Origin of the sequence: Micromonospora jinlongensis (assembly GCF_013410645.1) — a bacterium.
GTDB classification, from domain to species: domain Bacteria; phylum Actinomycetota; class Actinomycetes; order Mycobacteriales; family Micromonosporaceae; genus Micromonospora; species Micromonospora zamorensis.
Genome location: NZ_JACCHK010000001.1, coordinates 6,666,484 through 6,686,018, shown reverse-complemented (window position 1 = coordinate 6,686,018; position 19,535 = coordinate 6,666,484). Strand labels below are relative to the sequence as shown.

Annotated in this window: 18 protein-coding genes; 4 read left to right on the top strand and 14 right to left on the bottom strand. The window is 71.6% G+C overall.

The window, feature by feature from the left end:
* Nucleotides 1-5: 5 nt before the first annotated feature.
* The 6 genes from HNR22_RS30130 to HNR22_RS30105 are packed head-to-tail and all read right to left on the bottom strand — an operon-like array spanning nucleotide 6 to nucleotide 5,390.
* Entirely contained in the window at nucleotides 6-707 is a 702-nt protein-coding gene (locus HNR22_RS30130) for a transcriptional regulator (RefSeq protein ID WP_343060020.1), read from the bottom strand.
* Nucleotides 708-754: 47 nt separating this feature from the next.
* Entirely contained in the window at nucleotides 755-1,771 is a 1,017-nt protein-coding gene (locus tag HNR22_RS30125) for an ABC transporter permease subunit (protein WP_179783226.1), read from the bottom strand.
* Entirely contained in the window at nucleotides 1,768-2,649 is an 882-nt protein-coding gene (locus HNR22_RS30120; protein WP_179783225.1) for an ABC transporter permease subunit, read from the bottom strand. The genes HNR22_RS30125 and HNR22_RS30120 overlap by 4 nt, the downstream gene beginning before the upstream one ends.
* Nucleotides 2,646-3,899, bottom strand: a complete 1,254-nt coding sequence (locus HNR22_RS30115; protein ID WP_179783224.1) for an ABC transporter substrate-binding protein — start codon at nucleotides 3,897-3,899, stop codon at nucleotides 2,646-2,648. The genes HNR22_RS30120 and HNR22_RS30115 overlap by 4 nt, the downstream gene beginning before the upstream one ends.
* A 50-nt stretch (nucleotides 3,900-3,949) precedes the next feature.
* Nucleotides 3,950-4,642 carry an ABC transporter ATP-binding protein gene (locus tag HNR22_RS30110; protein WP_179783223.1) on the bottom strand — a complete coding sequence of 231 codons (693 nt, stop codon included), beginning with the start codon at nucleotides 4,640-4,642 and terminating at the stop codon, nucleotides 3,950-3,952.
* Nucleotides 4,629-5,390 carry an ABC transporter ATP-binding protein gene (locus HNR22_RS30105; RefSeq protein WP_179783222.1) on the bottom strand — a complete coding sequence of 254 codons (762 nt, stop codon included), beginning with the start codon at nucleotides 5,388-5,390 and terminating at the stop codon, nucleotides 4,629-4,631. The genes HNR22_RS30110 and HNR22_RS30105 overlap by 14 nt, the downstream gene beginning before the upstream one ends.
* A 224-nt stretch (nucleotides 5,391-5,614) precedes the next feature.
* On the opposite strand from HNR22_RS30105, the gene HNR22_RS30100 reads away from it, so the two are divergent.
* Nucleotides 5,615-6,472, top strand: coding sequence for an SPFH domain-containing protein (locus HNR22_RS30100; protein ID WP_179783221.1), 858 nt, complete (start codon nucleotides 5,615-5,617; stop codon nucleotides 6,470-6,472).
* 61 nt (nucleotides 6,473-6,533) lie between these two features.
* Here HNR22_RS30100 and HNR22_RS30095 read toward each other — a convergent pair whose 3' ends face one another.
* From HNR22_RS30095 to HNR22_RS30075, 5 genes are all read right to left on the bottom strand, one after another.
* Complete coding sequence (locus HNR22_RS30095) at nucleotides 6,534-7,910, bottom strand: permease prefix domain 1-containing protein (protein WP_179783220.1); 1,377 nt, start codon at nucleotides 7,908-7,910, stop codon at nucleotides 6,534-6,536.
* Nucleotides 7,907-8,272, bottom strand: a complete 366-nt coding sequence (locus HNR22_RS30090; protein ID WP_179783219.1) for a helix-turn-helix transcriptional regulator — start codon at nucleotides 8,270-8,272, stop codon at nucleotides 7,907-7,909. The genes HNR22_RS30095 and HNR22_RS30090 overlap by 4 nt, the downstream gene beginning before the upstream one ends.
* Before the next feature lie 415 nt (nucleotides 8,273-8,687).
* Nucleotides 8,688-9,830 (bottom strand): alcohol dehydrogenase catalytic domain-containing protein, encoded by a 1,143-nt coding sequence (locus HNR22_RS30085; RefSeq protein WP_246381021.1) that lies wholly within the window; start codon nucleotides 9,828-9,830, stop codon nucleotides 8,688-8,690.
* Nucleotides 9,827-11,281, bottom strand: a complete 1,455-nt coding sequence (locus HNR22_RS30080) for an aldehyde dehydrogenase family protein (RefSeq protein WP_179783218.1) — start codon at nucleotides 11,279-11,281, stop codon at nucleotides 9,827-9,829. Before HNR22_RS30080 ends, HNR22_RS30085 begins: the two co-directional genes overlap by 4 nt.
* 84 nt (nucleotides 11,282-11,365) lie before the next feature.
* Entirely contained in the window at nucleotides 11,366-12,022 is a 657-nt protein-coding gene (locus HNR22_RS30075; protein WP_179783217.1) for a TetR/AcrR family transcriptional regulator C-terminal domain-containing protein, read from the bottom strand.
* Between the two features lie 98 nt (nucleotides 12,023-12,120).
* Between HNR22_RS30075 and HNR22_RS30070 the strand changes: the two genes are divergently transcribed.
* Both HNR22_RS30070 and HNR22_RS30065 read left to right on the top strand, forming a co-directional pair.
* Nucleotides 12,121-13,293, top strand: a complete 1,173-nt coding sequence (locus tag HNR22_RS30070; RefSeq protein WP_179783216.1) for an acyl-CoA dehydrogenase family protein — start codon at nucleotides 12,121-12,123, stop codon at nucleotides 13,291-13,293.
* 87 nt (nucleotides 13,294-13,380) lie between these two features.
* On the top strand, nucleotides 13,381-13,902 hold the full coding sequence (locus tag HNR22_RS30065) for a peptidoglycan-binding domain-containing protein (protein WP_179783215.1): 522 nt from the start codon (nucleotides 13,381-13,383) through the stop codon (nucleotides 13,900-13,902).
* A 48-nt stretch (nucleotides 13,903-13,950) separates the two neighbouring features.
* On the opposite strand, the gene HNR22_RS30060 is transcribed toward HNR22_RS30065, so the two are convergent.
* The 3 genes from HNR22_RS30060 to HNR22_RS30050 form a co-directional block, all read right to left on the bottom strand.
* Nucleotides 13,951-14,988, bottom strand: coding sequence for an aminotransferase class V-fold PLP-dependent enzyme (locus HNR22_RS30060; RefSeq protein WP_179783214.1), 1,038 nt, complete (start codon nucleotides 14,986-14,988; stop codon nucleotides 13,951-13,953).
* A gap of 72 nt (nucleotides 14,989-15,060) precedes the next feature.
* Nucleotides 15,061-17,250 (bottom strand): FUSC family protein, encoded by a 2,190-nt coding sequence (locus HNR22_RS30055; protein WP_179783213.1) that lies wholly within the window; start codon nucleotides 17,248-17,250, stop codon nucleotides 15,061-15,063.
* 87 nt (nucleotides 17,251-17,337) lie between these two features.
* Complete coding sequence (locus tag HNR22_RS30050) at nucleotides 17,338-18,750, bottom strand: FAD-dependent oxidoreductase (RefSeq protein ID WP_179783212.1); 1,413 nt, start codon at nucleotides 18,748-18,750, stop codon at nucleotides 17,338-17,340.
* 325 nt (nucleotides 18,751-19,075) lie between these two features.
* On the opposite strand from HNR22_RS30050, the gene HNR22_RS30045 reads away from it, so the two are divergent.
* Nucleotides 19,076-19,474 carry a hypothetical protein gene (locus HNR22_RS30045; protein ID WP_179783211.1) on the top strand — a complete coding sequence of 133 codons (399 nt, stop codon included), beginning with the start codon at nucleotides 19,076-19,078 and terminating at the stop codon, nucleotides 19,472-19,474.
* Nucleotides 19,475-19,535 lie beyond the last annotated feature (61 nt).

The window sequence follows — 19,535 nt, the reverse complement described above, 5'->3', positions numbered from 1 at the left end:
GCGTATTAACGATACGGCACGGGTCCGTATCGTATGTGGTGCGCATCACTTCCTGGTCGCACCGCCAGGCAGGCGGCGACCGCGTCCGACAGCGAGTCGAGATGCGCTGACGGCGCGGTGAGCGGTTCGATCCAGCCCGGCCCGGCGCCGTACACCCGCAGCGCCGGGAAGTCCCGGGCGAAGCGCACGAGGCGGTACGCGCGGCCGGTGACCGGCGTCTGCGACCACAGCACCACGGTGTGCGGGCGGGCCCGGTGCACCGCGCTGGTCAACGCGTGCCAGGGCAGCGCGGGGCCGAGATGCAGACACCCCCGGTCCTGCTCGCGCAGCGCGGCGGCGAGGGCGTGCAGGCCCAGGCAGTGCGTCTCCTGCTCGGCTCCGGCCAACAGCACACCGCCGGTGGGCAGTGACCGGCCCGGCTTGCGGCGGTACACGTCCAGCCCGACCCGCACACCCTCGGCGAGGGCGTGTTCGATGGCGATCTCACTGGCGGTGCGCCCCGGCAGTCGGGCCAGCAGCGGCCGGCAGACCTGCTCCCAGAGCGCCGGCACGCCCCAGGCTTCGGCCATCTCCAACAGCACCGTGGCGACACGGCTACCGTCCAGGTCCTCGGCCGCCAACGAGACGCGCTTGTACGCGACCTGCACGGCATCCGCCGGCATCGGATGGGTCAGCACCAGACGTCCCCCCGGGTAGATGGTTTCCACCCGGGGATTCGCTGAAACGACGCGCGGCGGATGCGCCCTCGCGGGATTTACCGGCGGCGGGCCGCCAGCCGCTGGGCCAGTGCGGCGACGCTGCCCCAGATGCCACGGCGGAACAGCACCACCACGAGGACGAAGATGCCGCCGGTCACCAGGCCGATCGCCTCGAACCCGGAGAACGACAGCCAGTCCTCCAGCCGCACCACGATGCCGGCGCCGAGCACCCCACCCCAGAGGGTGCCGATACCACCGAGCACCACCACGATGACCGCCTTGCCGGAGGTGGTCCAGTGCAGCACGTCCAGGGAGACGAACCGGTGGCCGACCGCGAACAGCCCGCCGCCGAGGCCGGCGATGAACCCGGAGAGCACGAACGCGGTGAGCTTGTAGCGGTGCACCGGGTAGCCCAGCGCCCGCGCGCGGGCCGGGTTGTCCCGGATGCCGACCAGCACCCGACCGAACGGCGAGTGCACGATCCGCCAGGCGGCGGCCAGCCCGAGCAGCACGATCGGCAGGATCGCGTAGTAGAAGAAGTAGTCGTCGGTCAGATCCAGGCCGAAGAACGAACGGGGCACCCCCTGGAGACCGTTCTCACCCTGGGTGACCGAGCGCCACTCGTTGGCCACGTAGTAGACCATCTGCGCGAACGCCAGGGTCACCATGGCGAAGTAGATGCCGGTCCGCTTGACCGCCAGGTAGCCGATCGGCACCGCCAGAACGGCCGCGGCGAGCGCCCCGGCCAGCACCGCGAGCGGGAACGGCAGGCCGGCGTGGATGGCCACCAACCCGGTGACGTACGCCGAGGTGCCCCAGAACGCGGCGTGCCCGAAGGACATCAGCCCGGTGAAGCCGAGCAGCAGGTCCACCGCGACGGCGAACAGTGCCCAGCAGAGGATGTCCACCGCGACCGCCGGGTAGAGGCCGTTGGGCAGCCACGCCGCGACTGCCAGCCCGACGGCGAGCAGCGCGTACCGCACCCAGCCGGGAGCCCGGGCCACGGCGATCAACCCGGACGGCGGCGTCGAGCGGGACGCGTCGGCGGCGGCAGTGTCCACGGTGCTGGTCACGCGGGAGCCTCCTCACGACCGAACAGGCCGGCCGGGCGCCAGAGCAGCACGCCGGCCATCACGACGAAGACGATGGTCTGCGAGACGATCGGGAAGGCCGACAGGTACGCCTCACCCCACGCCTGCACGAGGCCGATACCGAAGCCGGCGGCGACCGAACCGAAGATCGAGCCCAGCCCGCCGATCACGACCACCGCGAACACCACGATGATCAGGTCGGCCCCCATCAGCGGGTTGACCGCGCGCATCGGTGCGGCCAGCACACCGGCGAGACCGGCCAGCCCGATCCCGAAGCCGAAGACCGGTGTCACCCACCGTCCGACGTCGATGCCGAAGGCGCGGGTCAGGTCGGGCCGCTCGGTGGCCGCGCGGACCACCATCCCGATCCGGGTACGGGTGAGCACCCACCACACCGCGACGCAGAGCAGCACCGCGAAGCCGAGGATGAACACCCGGTACGTCGGGAAGTCGAAGAGCCCGAAGTTGACCGACCCGCTCAGCAGCGACGGCGTCTCGTACGGGCTGGACTGCACGCCGTAGCGCAGCTTCACCAGATCCTGGAGGATCAGGGTCAGGCCGAAGGTGAGCAGGAAGTTGTAGAGCGGGTCGAGCCTGGTCAGCCGTTGGATCACCGCGCGTTCCAGCGCCATGCCGAGCAGACCCAGCCCCACCGGCATGATCACCAGGGCGGCCCAGAACGGCACTCCCGCCTCGGTGAGCAGCACGTACGCCCCGAACGCGCCGAGCATGTAGAACGCGCCGTGCGCGAAGTTGACCACCCGCAGCATGCCGAAGATGACGGCGAGCCCGAGGGCGAGCAGGGCGTAGAACGCCCCGCTCACCAACCCGTTGAACGTGTTCTGCGCGAAGCCGGTCACAGCTTGCAGTCCGCGGAGGGCGCGCGGAACGCCTCCGCGGCGGGGATCGTCTTGAGCACCTTCACGTAGTCCCACGGCTCGGTGATCTCGGCCTGAGGCTTCACCTGGGCCAGGTACGCGTCGTGCACCACCCGGTGGTCCTCGGCGCGGATCTTGCCGTTGCGCAGGAAGACGTCCTCGACCGTCTTGCCCTCCAGCCCCTTGACCACGGCGTCCGCGTCGTCGGTGCCGGCGGCCTGCACCGCCTCCAGGTACTGCAACGCCGCGGAGTAGTTGGCCGCGTGCGCGAACGTCGGCCGGGTGCCGGCCTTCTGCTGGAAGCGGTCGGCGAACTCCCGGTTCTTCGCGTCGAAGTTCCAGTACCAGGCGTCGGTGTACGTGGTGCCGGCCAGCGCGGCCGGGGTGAGCGAGTGGATGTCGGTGAGGAACATCAGCCCCACCGCGAGACCGACGCCCTTGTCGCGCAGCTTGAACTCGTTGTACTGCTTCACCACGTTGACCAGCTCGGCACCGGCCTGCATGGTGCCCAGCACGTTCGGCTTCGGGTTCAGGTTCGGTGCCTTGAGCAGGAAGGTGGAGAAGTCACCGCTGGTGTTCGGGAACGGCGCGCCGTCCCTGCCCACCACCGTGCCGCCGGCCGCCGTGATCGCGGTGGAGAAGCTCTTCTCCATGTCCTGACCGAAGGCGTAGTTCGGGTACAGGATGTACCAGTTCTTGCCGATCTGCTCGGTGGTGGTCTTCCCGGTGCCGTTGGCCAGCATGTACGTGTCGTACGCGTAGTGGAACGTGTACCTGTTGCAGCTCTTGCCGGTCAGGTCGGTGGTCGCCGCGCCGATGTTGAAGTAGAGCTTCTTCTTCTCCTTCGCCACGTCGGCGACCTTCAGCGCCGCCGACGAGGTGGGCACGTCCAGGATCAGGTCGACGCCCTTGCGGTCGTACATCTCCTGGGCCTTGGAGTTGGCCACGTCCGGCTTGTTCTGGTGGTCGGCGGTCTCCACTGTAATGTCCTTGGTCACCGCCTTGTCGCCGTACTTCGCGGTGAAGTCGGCGATGGCCAGCTCGACCGCCGCCACCGAGTTCTTCCCGGACAGCTCCGAGTACGCCCCGGACTGGTCGTTGAGCACGCCCAGCACGATCTTGTCGCCGGTCAGTTTCTGGTCCCCACCCGACTGGGGGCCACCGCCGCCGCAACCGGCGACCAGCAGCACCACCGCGGCTGACGCCACGGCCACACCCACCGTCCTGCGCATGCCCACTCCATCCATCCGGCGCGTCGTCGCGCGGGTCGTCGTTGAGAAATTCAGATCCCGAGGTACGCGAGCAGTTCGCGTTCGCGCGAGCGCACCTCGGAGTTGTCCATCGCCTCGGCGATTCGCCCCTCGGCCAGCAGGTAGTGCCGGTCGGCGACACCCGTGGCGAAGTGCAGGTTCTGTTCGACCAGCAGCACTGTCACCCCGTGCCGCTTGGCCTCGCGCAGCAGCTCACCGACCTGCTGCACCAGCAGTGGCGACAGCCCTTCGGTGGGCTCGTCGCAGAGCAGCAGCCGGGCGCCCATCCGCAGCACCCGGGCCAGCGCGAGCATCTGCTGCTCGCCGCCGGAGAGCATGGTGGCCGCGGAGTCCCGCCGGGTGTGGAGGGCGGGAAAGGCCTCGTACACCCGCTCCAGCGGCCACGGGTCGGGGCCCACGGTGGGCGGCAGGGTGAGGTTCTCGGTGACGGTCAGGGTGGCGTAGCTGCCCCGGTCGTCGGGCACCCAGCCCAGCCCCAGACGGGCCCGTCTGTGCGCCGGCAGCCGGGAGATGTCGCGGCCGTCCAGCTCGACAGTGCCGCGCTGACCGGGATGCAGCCCCATGACGCAGCGCAGCAGGGTGGACTTGCCGGCGCCGTTGCGCCCGACCAGGGTGACCACCTCGCCGGCGGCCACCTCGAGGCTGACGTCGCGGAGCACCTGCGCCTCGCCGTAGAAGGCGGAGAGGTTCTCAATGCGCAGCATCAGCGGCTCCCAGGTAGGCGGTGATCACGCGCTCGTCGGCCCGGACCTGCTCGTACGGGCCCTCGACGAGGACCTTGCCGGCCTGCAGGACGGTGACGGTGTCGGCGAGTCGGCCGACCACGCTCATGTTGTGCTCGACCATCACCACGGTCCGGCCCTGGCGGACCTGGCTGATCAGCTCGACGGTGCGGTCCACGTCCTCCATGCCCATCCCGGCGGTCGGCTCGTCGAGCAGCAGCACCTTCGGGTCCAGCGCCAGGGCGATGGCCAGTTCCAGGGCCCGCTTGCGCCCGTACGCCAACGACTCGGACGGCGCCTGCGCCAGGTCGGCCAGCCCCACCATGGCCAGCAACTCGTCGGCCCGCGATGTGTAGCGACCCATCAGCTTCGCCGACCGCCAGAACCGCCAGCCCAGCCCGCTGGGCGACTGGAGGGCCAGCGCGACGTGCTCCCGGGCGGAGAGCTGCGGAAAGAGGCTGGTGATCTGGAACGAGCGGGCCACCCCGAGCCGGGCCACCCGCTCCGGGGGCAGGCCGGTGACGTCCCGCCCGTCCAGCTCGATCCGCCCGGCGGTGGGACGCAGAAAGCCGGTGAGCAGGTTGAACAGGGTTGTCTTGCCCGCGCCGTTCGGGCCGACCAGCGCGTGCACACTCTCCGGCGCGACGTCGAGGTCGACGTCGTCGACCGCCCGGAAGCCCCGGAAGTCGCGGGTCAGCCCACGGGCCGACAGGAGCGCTTGCCCGGCCATCGCCTCATCCTCCGCACCGTCGCCGCGACGGTCGGTTCGGTGACCGTGGTCACAGCCCCGTCGCGTGGACGAAACCTACGGCGGGCCGCGCGAGTCGAGCCATGTCGATGGGCTCCATATTCGACCGGTCAATGACGTGCGCCGACTCCACCGCACCACGCCTCCGACTTGACCGGACCTCCTAGATTGAAGATCCACACAGCCCAGCGGAAGGCCTCCACCCCATGCCCGTCGGCTTCACCATGGCGATCGTCTTCGCCGTCGTCCTGGCGGTCTGCGCCGTCCTGGCCCTCGTCGCCCCCAAGGGCTCGCTGAAGCGGACGGCCGCTCTCGCCGCGCTCGGCTTTCTCGCCCTCACGCTCGTGGTCGGCATCGCCTCCAGCGCCCACTCGGTGCCCATCCGGTCGGTCGGCATCGTCACCAGCTTCGGCAAGCCCACCGGCGAGGTGACCGGTTCCGGCCTCAAGTGGGTGGCGCCGTGGCAGAAGGTCGGCGAGTGGGACGCCGGCCGGCAGAAGTACGACCACATCGGCGGCAACAACTGCGTACGGGTGCGCACCGGCACGCTCGCCGACGCCTGCGTCGAGGTGCTCATCGAGTGGCAGGTCAAGCCGGAGAACGCGCCGAAGCAGTTCATGGACTACAAGGGCGACTTCACCAGCTTCCGGGGCCAGCGGGTGGGTGTGCAGCTCGACAGCGCCGTCAACGACGCGTTCGCCGCGTACAACCCGCTGGAGAAGATCGACGCCCAGACCGGTGACCTCAACGTCGACCTCAAGCCGTTCGCCGCGAACATCAAGACCAGCGCGGAGACCCGGCTCGCTACGGACGTGGACATCCTCTCGGTGACCATCACCCGGGTGAACCACGACGACAAGACCGAGGGCAACATCAAGGCGTTCCAGGACAAGCTGGCGCAGACCCGCAACCTGGAACAGGACCGCAAGAACGCCGAGATCTCCAAGCAGATCACCGAGACCAACGCGAAGGTCGACAAGGTGACCCGCTGCCTGGAGATCGCCGAGAAGAACGGCGCCAACCCGGGGCTCTGCATCAACCCGGGCATCGTCACCGGCAAGTGACGGAGAAGCCGGCCCACCCGTGGCGGGTGGGCCGGCTTCCGCGTCGCGTTGGTGGCGCTGGCTAGGCGTAGCTGAACAACGGTGGGAAGACGAGGACCACGATCCAGGCCCACGCGGCGTACACCGGCAGGTAGCCGGTCTGCCACCGTTCGAGCGCCGCGAACGGTGTGCGCCGACGGATGAAGGCCATCAGGAGCCACGCCGACCACGCGAGGTTGACCAGCAGGATGACGTTCTCACCGAGCGCGGCCGCCCGGTTGGGCGTTCCGCCGTACTCGTCGGTGATGCGTCCGGTGATCTCCCACAGCACCAGCACGTCGATGGCCAACGCACTGACCACGAGCGCGAGCTGGAGCTTGTCGAACGGGCCGGGCGGGGCCAGCGGATCGCGGGCCGAGAGCGCGTAGAGCAGCAGCCCCAGCACCACGACGAGCAGCAGGTCGAACAGGATCAGAGCTTCGCGCTCGACCTCGATGCCGTGGCTGGTCCAGACGACAGCGACGAGGAAGGCGAGCAGGGCGGCCGTGAAGAGCGGGGTGAACAGCCGGGTGAGGACCGGCGCGATGTTCTCGACGACACTCTGCTTGGCCTCGACCAACCACCCGGCCACGACGACCGCGGCCGCGGCGCCGCAGGGCAGCAGCCACTGCGAGATGAACGCCTCCGGGACGATTCCGATGGCCGCGAAGGTGTTGAACAGGAACGCGGCCAGCACGCCGCCGCCGAGCGCCATCAGTACGAAGTAGATGAACCACTCGCCGGTGAAGCGGATGAAGTCCATGCGTCGACGAGACGAGCGCCAGTCGTCGGCGACGTAGGCCAGACCGACCACGAGCCACAGGGCGATGGGGAGATGGACGCTGCTGACGACCACGGACTGCGAGTCGTCCGCCAGGGGATAGGCGTTGGCCGCCACCGCGCCGAGGGCGAACAGCGCCACCAGCACCGCGATCATCACCGGTCGGGCCTGCCGGCGCCAGGCCAGGAACGCCGCCAGCCAGGGCAGCGCGAACAGGGTGGCGTTCCGCGCGTAGAACGAGCCGTCGTCGTCGAAGGTCAGCCCGAACAGCGCTGGCGCCTTGACGGACACCACCGCACCCGCCGCGCAGCCGAACATGACCCACAGGTCCCGCCGGGAGCGCGCGCCGGCAGCCGGGCTGCCGGAGTCGCCGGTCAGCACCAACTGCTTCCACAGTCGCTCGGAATGTTCCCGGGCGAACTCGCGGGAGATGTCGTCGAGGCTGCCCATCCGCTTCACCGCGACCAGGAACGCCTCATCCGGGCTCAGGCCCGCCGCGACCAACTCGTCGACGGAGCCGCGAAGGTGGTCTTCGAGCTCGTCGGCGTCCGACGGTTGCAACTCCCTGCGACGCAGCACGTACTGTCGCCACTGCGCGAACTGCGCCTCCAGCTCATCCGGCCCGTCGTGTGCCGTCATGCGAGGCCCTCCAGTGGGTTCGCCGTCAGCGGCGCACGGTCGTGCCAGATCTCCTTGAGCGCGCCCACGACGGTGTCCCACTGCCGGCGCTGCTCGGCCAGCTCGGCCAGACCCCTGTCGGTGATGCGGTAGTACTTGCGTTTCCGCTCGCCGACGGCCGACTGCCAGCTCGCCTCCACATAGGCGAGGCGCTCGAGCCGGTGCAGCAACGGGTACAGCAGCCCCTCGGTCCAGTCCAGTTCGCCACCGGACAGCTCGTTGATCCGCCGGAGGATGGCGTAGCCGTAGCTCTCACCCTCGGCCAGGATGCCGAGCACCATCGGTGTCGCCGAGGCGGCCACCAGATCTTTAGCGACCTTCACGAGACCTCACCGCGCTCCTCCAACCCAAGCCTAGAATCATTATGCATAGTAGTGCTAGGTATAGGAGGGCGCAACGGGCCGATCACCTTGGTCAAGAAGCGGCGCCTGGGGTCCGCCCAGCTCGACGACGTCCGATCGTCTGGTCAGAACGGACCGGCGTACGGATGGCCCGTGCCGCGGTCGTAGATCGCGCGCAGCCACGGCTGGCGGACTCGCGCAGCCCGCGCCAGCGTGGACAGAGCGGCCCCGACCGGGCCGGCGACGCCGGTCGGGACAAGGGAGGGATCTGACAGGGTAGATCTTGGACAGTTTCCGTTCTGCCAGAACGGAAACTGTCCAAGATCGCCAGGTGTGGCGGATGAGTTGGGCTGGGTCACGCCGCGTTCGGCGGGCACCGGGGCCGAGCAACCTCGGCTCAGTCCGGGGTGACCACCCAGCGAGCGCCCTCGCCCCGGGCCAGCCGGTCGAACGCCGAGGGCGCGTCGTCCAGCGGGAGCGTGCCGCTGACCAGCACGCCCAGATCCAGTGCACCGTCGGCGAGCTCGGCGGCCAGCACGGGCACCTCCCGGTCCGGGTCGGATGAGCCGTACACCGAGGAGCGCAGGGTCCGCGCGGAGTGGAAGATGTCCAGCGCGCCGAGGCTGACCATGTCGTCCTTGGCACCCATGCCGACCACGGTCACCGATCCCCCGCGCCGGGTGAGACGCCAGGCCGCCCGGATGGTGGCGGCGCGACCGACGCACTCGAAGGCGTGGTCGGCGCCCCGGCCCTCGGTACGCGCCCGCACCTCCTTGGAGAGCCGGTCGTCGGAGAGCAGGAAGTCGGTCGCCCCGGCGGCGAGCGCCAGGTCGCGTTTCGCCTCGGCGACGTCGACGGCCAGGATCGTGGTGGCGCCGGCCCGGCGGGCGGCGGCAAGCACGGCGAGGCCGACCCCACCGAGGCCGATCACCGCGACCGATTCACCGGGTGCGACGCGGGCGGTGTTGCGCACCGCGCCCGTGCCGGTGAGCACCGCGCAGCCCAGCAGGGCGGCCTGCTCCGGGGGCAGCCCGGCGGGGACCTCGATGACGGCGTTCTCCGGTACGACCACCGCCTCGGCGAGCGCGCCGAGGCCGAGGGTCAGGTGCAGCGGGGTGCCGTCGTCGGTCTCGCCACGCGCCACGGTGGGCGCGGTGGTGGCGGCGCACAACCAGGGCTCGCCGTGCCGGCACCACCAGCAGGCCCGGCAGGCCGGCGCCCAGTTGAGCACCACCGGGGTGCCGACCGCCAGCCGGCTGCCGGGGCCGGTCTCGGCCACCACCCCGGTCGCCTCGTGTCCGAGCACCAGCGGGAACCTCGCGGCGAGGGTGCCGTTCACCATGGACAGGTCGGAGTGGCAGACGCCCGCTGCGCGGATCGTCACCCGCACCTCGCCGGGGCCGGGCGCGGGCAGGCGTACCTGCTCGATTCGCAGCTCGGCGCCGGCCCCACGCGCCACCAGGGCGCGGACGGTGACCGGCGCGCCCGCCGGCTCGGTGCCGCCGCCCAGCGCGGCCGGGGCCGAATCGGGGGCGCTCATCGCTGGATCGCCTTCAGCTCGCAGAACTCGGCGAGCCCGTGCACGCCCAACTCCCGGCCCAGGCCCGACTGCTTGTAGCCGCCGAACGGGGCGAGCGGGTTGAACGAGGCGCCGTTGATGTCGACCGCCCCGGTGCGCAGCCGGCGGGCCACCGCGAGCGCCGCGTCGGTGTCGGCGGACCAGACCGCGCCGGCCAGCCCGTACTTCGAGTTGTTGGCGATGGCGACCGCCTCGTCGGTGTCGGCGAACGGGAGGACGGCGAGCACCGGGCCGAAGACCTCCTCCTGGGCGAGCGCGCTGTCGGGGTGCACGTCGGCGAAGACGGTCGGGGCCACGAAGTGCCCCGCAGACGGCACCGGGGCGTCGGGACCACCGGCGACCAGTCGGGCGCCGTCGGCGAGGGCCCGGTCGATGTGACCGCGGACCCGCTCGGCCTGGGCGGCGGAGACCAGCGGGCCGAGGCGGGTGGCCGGATCGAACGGGTCGCCGAGCCGGTAGCCGGCCACCGCCGTGGCGACCAGGTCGAGTGCTTCGTCGTACCGGTCGCGGTGCACGAGCATCCGGGTCCACGCGGTGCAGGTCTGCCCGGAGTTGAGCAGGGCGTTGCCGACGCCCACCTTGACCGCGGTGGCCAGGTCGGCGTCGGGGAGGATCACGTTGGCGGACTTGCCGCCCAGCTCCAGCGCGACCCGCGCGATCCGGTCGGCGGCCAGCCGCATGATCCGCGCGCCGGTGGCGGTGGAGCCGGTGAACGAGACGAGGTCGACGTCGGGATGCCCGGCCAGGGCCTCGCCGACCACCGGCCCGGTGCCGGGGACCAGGTTGAGCACCCCCGGCGGCAGGCCGGCCTCGGTGACCGCGTCGAAGAGCAGGTACGCGGTCAACGGGGTCAACTCGCTGGGCTTGAGCACCACCGTGCAACCGGCGGCCAACGCGGGCGCCAGCTTCGCCATCACCTGGTGCAGCGGGTAGTTCCACGGGGTGATCGCACCGACCACGCCGATCGGCTCGCGGACGACGAGGGAGTTGCCGATCGTCTCGTCGACCGGTGCGCGGGCGGCGAGCGCGACGTGGTCGCGCAGCACTGTCAACGGCAGTCCGACCTGCACCCTGGTGGCGAGCTTGAGCGGCGAGCCCAGCTCGACGGCGATGGTGCGGGCGAGGTCGTCGGCGCGTGCGGCGAGCGCGGTGTGCAGCCGGTCGAGGTGGGCGGAGCGCTCGGCGGGAGCGGTGGCCGACCAGCCGGGGAAGGCGGCACGGGCCGCGGCCACGGCGCGGTCCACGTCGGCCGGGGTGCCGGCCGGCACCTGGCCGATCAGCTCGCCGGTGCTCGGGTTCTCCACGTCGATCAGGTCGGTGCTGGCGGGAGACGACCATTCGCCGCCCAGGTGCAGGTGGCGCCGGAGGCGCAGGGCGTCGGACAGCTGCGACGGCGGGGCGGCGAGGTCCATGTCGTCCCTTCGGGGGTGGGGTCGCGACGGGCGATGGCGACGGGGTCGCGGCGGGCGGTGAAACTAGCGCTGGGAGTTTGGACGCTACCCGTTGGGCCGCCCGGACTCCACAGCGCCGACGGTGCGGGCGTACTCGGCGGCCAGCCCGTACAGCAGGGCGTCGAGGCCCAGCGCGAAGGCGCCCTCGTCCACGCTCTGCTGGTGCTCGGCGAGCCGGTGCGCCTGACGCAGGTGCGGGTAGTGCGCGGCGTACAGCTCCGGGTCCTCGACGAAACCACGGGCGAACGAGCCGAGCGCCGACCCGGCCACGAAGTAGCGCAGGGCGGCGCCGATGTGGGTGGCTCGCGCGGGCGGCCAACCGGCACGGACCAGCCCGCCGTAGACCGCGTCGGCCATGGCCAGCGCGGCCGGTCGACGGCCCGGCCCCTGCGCCAGGTACGGCACGATGTTCGGGTGCGCGGTGAGCGCCCGCCGGTACGACCAGGCCCAGTCGAGCAGCGCGGCGGCCCAGTCCCGGCTGGCGAAGCCACTGGTGTCGACGGCGCCGGTGACCGCGTCGGCGACCGCGTCGAGGATCTCGTCCTTGGTGGCGAAGTGGTTGTAGAGCGACGGCCCGCGTACGCCCAACTCGGCGGCGAGCCGTCGGGTGGAGAAGGCTGGCAGGCCCTCGGCGTCGATGAGCGCGGTGGCTGTCTCGACGATCAGCTGCCGGGTCAGCCGGGGCTGGCGGGGTCGGGGCACTGCGCTCCTCGCGGGTCTCGGGCCGTCAGGTCTGGACGCGGCAAAACTTGCACCGCTAGTTTAAGGGTGACCGGCTGCGCCGACGCCAGGAGGACCACGTGGACTTTTCGCTGACCGACGAGGAGCGGGCGGTGCGGGACACCGTCCGATCGTTCATCCGCCGCGAGGTGATGCCCCTGGAGGCGGAGGTGCTCCGCCGGGAGAGGGCGCACCAGCCGGGCCTGGACCACTCCGAGGTGCGTGAGCTGCAACTCAAGGCGCGCAAGTTCGGCTTCTGGGGCCTGGCCACGCCCGAAGAGTACGGCGGGATGAACCTGCCGGCGGTGCTCCAGTCGTTGATCTGGACGGAGCTGGGCCACACCTTCGTGCCGTTCCGCTTCGGCGGCGAGGCGGACAACATCCTGTTCCACGCCACCGAGGAGCAGAAGCAGGAGTTCCTCATCCCGACCATCGAGGGTGAACGGCGCTCCTGCTTCGCGATCACCGAGCCGGGTGCCGGCTCCGACGCCGCGAACATCCGGCTCTCCGCCCGCCGTGACGGCGACGACTGGGTCCTGGACGGCGAGAAGACCTTCATCACCGGTGGCCACGACGCCGACTTCGCCATCGTGGTCGCGGTGACCGACCGGGAGAAGGGCGCCCGCAACGGCGGGGCCACCGCGTTCCTGGTGGACCGTTCGATGGGCTGGCGCTCGGAGTTCATCCAGACCATGGGCGAGGGCGGGCCCGCGTCGCTCATCTTCGACGGCGTACGCGTGCCGCACCGCAACATCCTCGGCGAGATCGGGCAGGGCTTCACGCTGGGCATGGAGTGGATCGGCAAGGGCCGCTACACCATCCCGTCGCACGCCATCGGCATCGCCGAGCGGGTCCTGCAGATGGCCATCGACTACGCCAACACCCGGGAGACCTTCGGCGCGAAGATCGGCACCAACCAGGCCATCCAGTGGATGATCGCCGACTCGGAGACCGAGCTGGAGGCGGCCCGCTGGCTGGTGCTGCGCTCGGCGTGGACGGTCGATCAGGGCCTGGACCCCCGGCACGCGTCGTCGATGGGCAAGCTCTACGGCGCCGGCATGGTCAACCGGGTGGTCGACCGGGTGCTCCAGATCCACGGCGGCATGGGCTACACCCGGGAGTTGCCCATCGAACGCTGGTACCGGCAGGTCCGGCTCTACCGGATCTTCGAGGGCACCGACGAGATGCAGCGACTGATCATCTCCCGGGACCTGCTGCGCGGCTACACGAAGATCGGTGGCCACCTGGCCTGAGACCGAATGTCAGTCCGTCGTGAACAAAGTGGGTCCGCCAGCCATCTACCCCAATGACACCTACCCAGGGATCAGAGGGGGAAGCTCATGCACCGACGAATCAAGGCCGCTGCGCTGGCGATGGTCGTGGCCACGTTCAGCGCCGTCGCCGTCGCGGCCGTACCGGCGTCCGCGAGCGTCAGCCAGGGTTACGTCGCCGGTTCCGGCACCTGGACCGACGACTGGAACGACGAGGGTCCGATCTCCGCGTCGACCCGCTCGTACAGCAACGTGGTCGCCATGTGGCAGATGATCCTGTGGGCGGACGGCTACCTCGCCTACTCGGGCGTCGACTGCCAGTTCGGGCCGGTGACGACGGCCGCCACCAAGAAGTGGCAGACCGCCCGAGGTCTCGTCGCCGACGGCGTCGTCGGCCCGAAAACCCTGGCCAAGGCGGCCACCCGGCTCGGTGTGTACGAGGGCGAGGGGTGGTACTACTACGACGGCGCCGGCAGCGAGATCGTCCACTTCGGCCGCCTCGCTGACGGTCGGTGGGACATGAGCATCGGCATCGATCTGGAGTGGCAGCCGCTCTCCTACGCCGCTGCGACCTTCGACCGCTGCTCCTGACGGCACGGAGGGCGGCCGGGCCGTGCTCGGCCGCCCTCCGCACCGGGGTCAGCCGGTCAACGCCGCCAGGGCCGCGTCCACATCGGCGTCGGTGGAGTAGAGGTGGAACGAGGCGCGGACCCGCCCGGCGCGGACCGCCGCCCGGATGCCGGCCGACGCGAGGCGCTGCTCCGCGTCGGGCACGTCGACGCTCACGATGGCGCTGTCCCCCGGCGGTCGGCCCAGCCCGGCCAGGAACCGGTTGGCCAGCGCCACGTTGTGCTCCCGGATCGCCGGCACCCCGATCTCGGCGACCAGCTCCAGGGCGGGCGCGGCACCGACCCAGCTGAACCAGGCCGGTGAGATGTCGAACCGGCGGGCGTCGTCGGCCAGCCGCAGCGGCGGGCCGTAGTAGGAGGCGTGCGGGTCGCGGCCCGCGTACCAGCCGGCCGCGTCCGGACGCAGCCGCTCGCGCACCGCCGGGGCCAGATAGGCGTACGCGGTGCCGCGCGGGTTCATCAGCCACTTGTAGCCGCCCACCGCGACCACGTCGGCCCGGCTCCCGTCGAACGGCAGCCAGCCGCACGCCTGGGTCGCGTCCACCACCACCAACGCGTCGTGCGCGCGGGCCGCCGCAACAATCTCGTCGTACGCGGCGACAGCACCGTCGGCCGACTGGACCAGACTGAACGCGACCAGGTCGGTGTCGGCGTCGATCGCGTCGGTCAGCCCGTCCACCGGCACCGTGCGGACCGTGACGCCGCGCCCCTCCTGGACCAGCCAGGGGAACAGGTTCGAGGTGAACTCGACCTCGGGGACCACCACCGTGGCACCCGCCGGCAGCGCCGCCGCGACCGGCGCGAGGATCTGGGACACGGCGGCACCGACCGCCACGTCGCTGTCCGGCACGTTGATCAGACCCGCGACCGCGGTACGGGAGCGCTGCACCGACTCGCCCCACCCCTCCCACGACGTGCTGCCGACCCGCCACGCGGCGAGAGCGTCCTGCAACGCCGTCCACGCCGGGTCGGGCGGCAACCCGTAGGAGGCGGTGTTCAGCCAGCCGGGTTCCGGCTGCCACAGCTTCTGCGCCTGCTCGATCTCCATGTGCTCGACGCTAGGCGGCGCGGCCACGCACGGGCACGGCCAATCGGCAACCGGCGGCCTGGGCGGACCGAGTCACGGCTGCCCACGGCGGCCAGCCGAGTCGCCCTGAGCCGGCGGGTGGATGCGGGCGAGGGTGTCGGCGAGGCCGGCGAGCCACCGGTCGACCTCCACAAGGTGCCGGATGGACCGGGGGTCGGCCTCGCCGAGGGCCGGACGGATCCGGTCCAGTTCGGCGGCGCAGCCGGTCGGGAGAGGCGTCGGACCAGCCGGCCGGCCGTGCGCGACCTCGTCGGCGAGGGCCTCGTACGCCGACCGCAGGTGCCCGGCGGAGCCCCGCAGCAGGACCGCCGCCGCCGGCCAGCCGGCCAGGCAGCCGGGCGGGTTGCGACGGAGCAGCGCGTCGGCGCCGGGCACCACGTGGTGCCCGGCGCTCAGTAGGGCGGACCAGTTGACCTGCTGACGGTGCGGGTCGTGCCGCTCGAAGTGGTACTGGCAGTACGACGAGTCGATCAGGATCATCCGGCGTCGTACCCGGTCGAGGGCGCGATCCGGAGACGGAGCGTCACCGAGCATCGCCTGGACGGTCTGCTCGACCGCGTCCGCGTTGGCGGCCAGGTAGCGGGTGGCGTTGTACCGCAGGTCGTGGGCCGCGCCACGCGGCCACATCGCCACGCCGACGAGAACACCGATCAGCGCACCGAGCAGCACGTCGACGAGACGGACCTCGGCGATCCGCCACCCCTCCGGGCTGAGCTGGGCGAACACGACCGTCAGCAGCAGGGTGAAGAGCGCCTGCTGCCACACCGGACCGAGCAGCCGGCCGACGCCGAAGGCCAGCATCAGGGTGACCGGCAGGACGACGGCGTACACGATCGGCTCGTCGACGACGAACATCACAGCGCCGCTGACGGCCGCACCGGCGATTGTGCCCAGCACGGCCGGGCGCAGCGCGGTACGGGTGTCGGCGGCCGAGGTACGCAGGACGGTGAGGGTGGCCAGCAGCACCCAGAAGCCGTGGGTCAGGTGCAACACCCCGGCGGCGACCCGAGCGAGGGCGAGCGCCACCGCCAGCCGGATCGAGCTGTGCAGGTGGGCGGAGCGGGGTGCCAGGTGAGAGCGGAACTGCCACCAGTACAGCGTCCACGGGCTGTGTCGCGCGTACTCGAAGAGCCCCGAGGTCGCGTCCTCGCCGTGCAACCGCGCCCCGGTGGCCACCCGGGCGCCGACGGCGAAGACCCGCACCTGGTCGGCGAGGGCCAGCGCTGTGGCGTCCCGGCACAACCGGGGTACGTCCGACGCGTCGCGGCCGTCGCCCTCCCCCACGGGGTACGCCGTCTCGGCTCGCCCGACCGCGGTGTCCAAGCCGTCGATTCGCACTGCCGGGGCACCCGGCGACAGGCTGCGACCCGCGGCGCGGGTGGTGTCCGCGCACGAACGCAGCAGACCTGCCGCCGCCAGGTCCCCGACCGGCTCCGGCGGGGCGTCAGCCACCAGCCGGTCCGCCTCGACGAGCACCTCCCGCAGGGCGGCCGCGCAGATCCGCAGCGCCCGATCCTGAACGCCCGCCGCGGTGGGGGCCCACTCCGGTGGGTTGCGGCCCAACTCGATGGCGGCCACCACGTCGTACGCCCGCTGGCGCCGCGCGTCCCGATCACCCGGACCGGCGTGCGGGTGGGTCAACCCGTCGGCGGCGGCGTCCAGGAGCGCCGCGACGCCGTCCGCCGCCTGGGTGAGACGCTGCCGGTAGGAGACCGGCACCGGATCGGGCCAGAGGACCACCTCGGCAGCGGCGAGCAGCACGATGGCGAACGTGACCCCGCCGAGTCGCTGCGGCAGGGTGCCCGGCTGGTACGGCGGGAAGGACGCCAGGATGTAGAAGAGCTGGAACGCGCTCGCCAACCCCACCAGGCGCGGGTTGCCAACCCCGGCGAACGCCACGACGAACCCGATGACCAGCATCCCGCCGGCGGCCGCCCACGTGCTCCACGCCAACAGCGAGCCCGCGACGATCAGCGCCCAGACCCCCGGCAGCGACAGGACGAGGATCCGCGCCCGTTGCGGCGCGGGACCGGGCAGTTGCGCGAACGACCCGGCCGCGATCGTGCCGAACAGGCCGTACGTGGCGAGGATCGGACTGCCCGCGCCGTACCGGCAGCCGTAGAAGACGACGGACGCGACGATCGTCAGTCGTGCCGCGCGTCGCAGGATGGCGTCCCCCGGGTCACGGCGGCGGAGCCGGCCGAGGGGGCTGGTTGCCAGCACGCCTGCTCCCCCGGCTCGTCGCGGCACCCCTCCCCGGCCCACCATTCTTCCCCGGGCGTCCCGGCACCGGCGGGTTTCGCGACGAAATCAGCGCCGAGAAGTCCGGAACAGCCCGAGCCGCAGGGCCCGCAGCAGTGTGCTGGGGCGGCTCAGGGTCGCCGGGTGGTCGAGCATCGTGGTGACCCGACCCAGCCGGGCGTTGAGCACCGGATCGGTCAGCGACGTCCGGAAGAGCAGGTCCCCGAACCACTTGGTGACCCGGTACCCGGGCGGGTACGGCCCGTCGACGTGCGGCAGCTCGATGTCGGCGGTGGTGGAGATCTGCCAGGCGGCGTCGACGACCACCCGGACCTGGTCGAAGTACGCCCGCGCGGGCTCGTCGTGCGGCTTCGGGCCGGACCGCAGGTACGCCGACAGGCAGGAGGCGTGCAGCGTCGCGGAGGTCATGCCCTGGCCGTACACCGGGTTGAAGGACGCCACGGCGTCTCCGGCCGCGACCAACCCGGCGGGCAGGCGGTCCAGCTTGTGGAAGTCGCGGCGTCGGCTGTCCGCCTGGTGATACGTGACCACCCCGCCCAGCATCTCCCCGCGCTCGGCGATGTCGCCGAACATCTGCGGGTAGTGCTCCCGACACCGCGCGGTGAAGTCGGCGACGTCGCGGCTGGGCCGGTCCTCGTCGTAGCCGGCCACCAGCATGATCCACCGGTCCCCCTCGACCGAGTTGATGCCACCGATCCGCGCGGTACGCCCCTTGCCCGCCATGGTGTGGAAGACCGCCACCCAGGCGTCGCTGACCTTCTCGTCACGCGTGAAGAGCGCCGTCGCGTAGTTCAGCTTGATCGGCATGCGCTGCATCGGCGGGCGGGGCCACCCGTGCTCGGCCAGCCAGTCGCTGAGCCGGCTGGACCGCCCCATCGCGTCGACCACCAGGTCCGCCGGTTCGACGACCGGCTCGCCGCCGCTCTCGGGCACGTATCGCGCGCCGGTGACCCGCCGCTCGTCGAAGAGCAGACCCTCGGCCCGGCCGTACACCATGCGGATGTTGTCGACGGCGAGCGTCCGCCGCCGGACCAACGCCTCCAGGAACGGACGCGTGGTGATCAACGCCGGCCCGGTGCCGGTCGCGGCCGGCGGCAGCCCCAGTTCGCCGTTCACGAAGATTTTCGCCGTGCCCGGGTCGCTCGGCGGCGGTGGGGCACCGAGCGCGAGCGCCTCGTCGACGATGCCGGGAAACCAACGTTCCAACTGGACCTGACCGGCGGGCAGCAGGGCGTGCACCTGGCTGCCCTGGGGCACACCCGGTCGAGGCCCGGCATCGACGTCGGACGGGTCCCGTTCGATGATCAGCACCTCCTCGGCGTGGTCGCTCAACACCCGGGCAGCCATCAGCCCGGCCATGCTGCCACCGAGCACCACCGCCCGTCGCATGACCACTGTGGTCTCGGCCGGTCGTTCGGACGTCGTTATCTCCGAGAACAGCCGGGACGCAGAGGGGGCCATGCGATCACTCCTCGAACGGTCGGGGAACCACAACATCCACGACCGTAACCATCTCAGGGCCTACCGTCAGCGCTCAGGGACCACGGCAACCAGCTATGAATGTCGGATGAGTGCGAATGCGACAACCACCCGGCCCCCACACGTTCCGGTCCACCCGGTGCCCGGGCGGATCGCACGGTGGGGCCCGGTGTGTCTGGCGGCGGCGCTGACCGCCTGCACGCCCGCAGGCGACTCGCGGCAACCCAGCGCGCCGCCGCCCAACGGCGCGAGGACATCGACGAGCCCGAGCGGTGGCGGGTTGCCCTGCACGCCATCGGTCACGGAAATGTCGGCACCGCCGGAGGGCTACCGGCTCGTCGGAGAGGACGTGGCGGTGCCCAGCGCGGCCGTGCTGTCCGCGGAGGAGTCCGGAAAGGCCGACCCGGCGGCGCGGCTCTTCGCCAAGTGGGGGCTGGTCGTCCGGGCGGGTCGGGTCGTCGACCTCCGGGTCGCACCGGGGTGGGAGAGCAGGGCCAGGGTCGGATGGGGCGCCCCCAACACGCCAGCCGCGACCGCCACCGTGCACGCCTGCGCACCGGAGGGTGGGCAGGCTCAGTGGCTGGCGTTCGCCGGCGGCACCTGGGTCGCGCGGGCTGCCTGCGTACCCGTCATCGTGACCTCGAATGGCCAGGACCACCGCGTCGACCTCGGCATCGGCGTGGCCTGCGCCACGACCACGCCGTAGAGCCGAAAGCGCCGCGACGGACGGCGACAAGCGTCGATCTTCGGACAACCACCGTGGGCGG

Bases quoted from the DNA above. Each gene is read 5' to 3' on its own strand.
- HNR22_RS30115 (WP_179783224.1), bottom strand. From the start codon at position 3,899: ATGCGCAGGACGGTGGGTGTGGCCGTGGCGTCAGCCGCGGTGGTGCTG.
- HNR22_RS30110 (WP_179783223.1), bottom strand. From the start codon at position 4,642: ATGCTGCGCATTGAGAACCTCTCCGCCTTCTACGGCGAGGCGCAGGTG.
- HNR22_RS30105 (WP_179783222.1), bottom strand. From the start codon at position 5,390: ATGGCCGGGCAAGCGCTCCTGTCGGCCCGTGGGCTGACCCGCGACTTC.
- HNR22_RS30100 (WP_179783221.1), top strand. From the start codon at position 5,615: ATGCCCGTCGGCTTCACCATGGCGATCGTCTTCGCCGTCGTCCTGGCG.
- HNR22_RS30095 (WP_179783220.1), bottom strand. From the start codon at position 7,910: ATGACGGCACACGACGGGCCGGATGAGCTGGAGGCGCAGTTCGCGCAG.
- HNR22_RS30085 (WP_246381021.1), bottom strand. From the start codon at position 9,830: ATGAGCGCCCCCGATTCGGCCCCGGCCGCGCTGGGCGGCGGCACCGAG.
- HNR22_RS30080 (WP_179783218.1), bottom strand. From the start codon at position 11,281: ATGGACCTCGCCGCCCCGCCGTCGCAGCTGTCCGACGCCCTGCGCCTC.
- HNR22_RS30065 (WP_179783215.1), top strand. From the start codon at position 13,381: ATGCACCGACGAATCAAGGCCGCTGCGCTGGCGATGGTCGTGGCCACG.
- HNR22_RS30060 (WP_179783214.1), bottom strand. From the start codon at position 14,988: ATGGAGATCGAGCAGGCGCAGAAGCTGTGGCAGCCGGAACCCGGCTGG.
- HNR22_RS30050 (WP_179783212.1), bottom strand. From the start codon at position 18,750: ATGGCCCCCTCTGCGTCCCGGCTGTTCTCGGAGATAACGACGTCCGAA.
- HNR22_RS30045 (WP_179783211.1), top strand. From the start codon at position 19,076: ATGTCGGCACCGCCGGAGGGCTACCGGCTCGTCGGAGAGGACGTGGCG.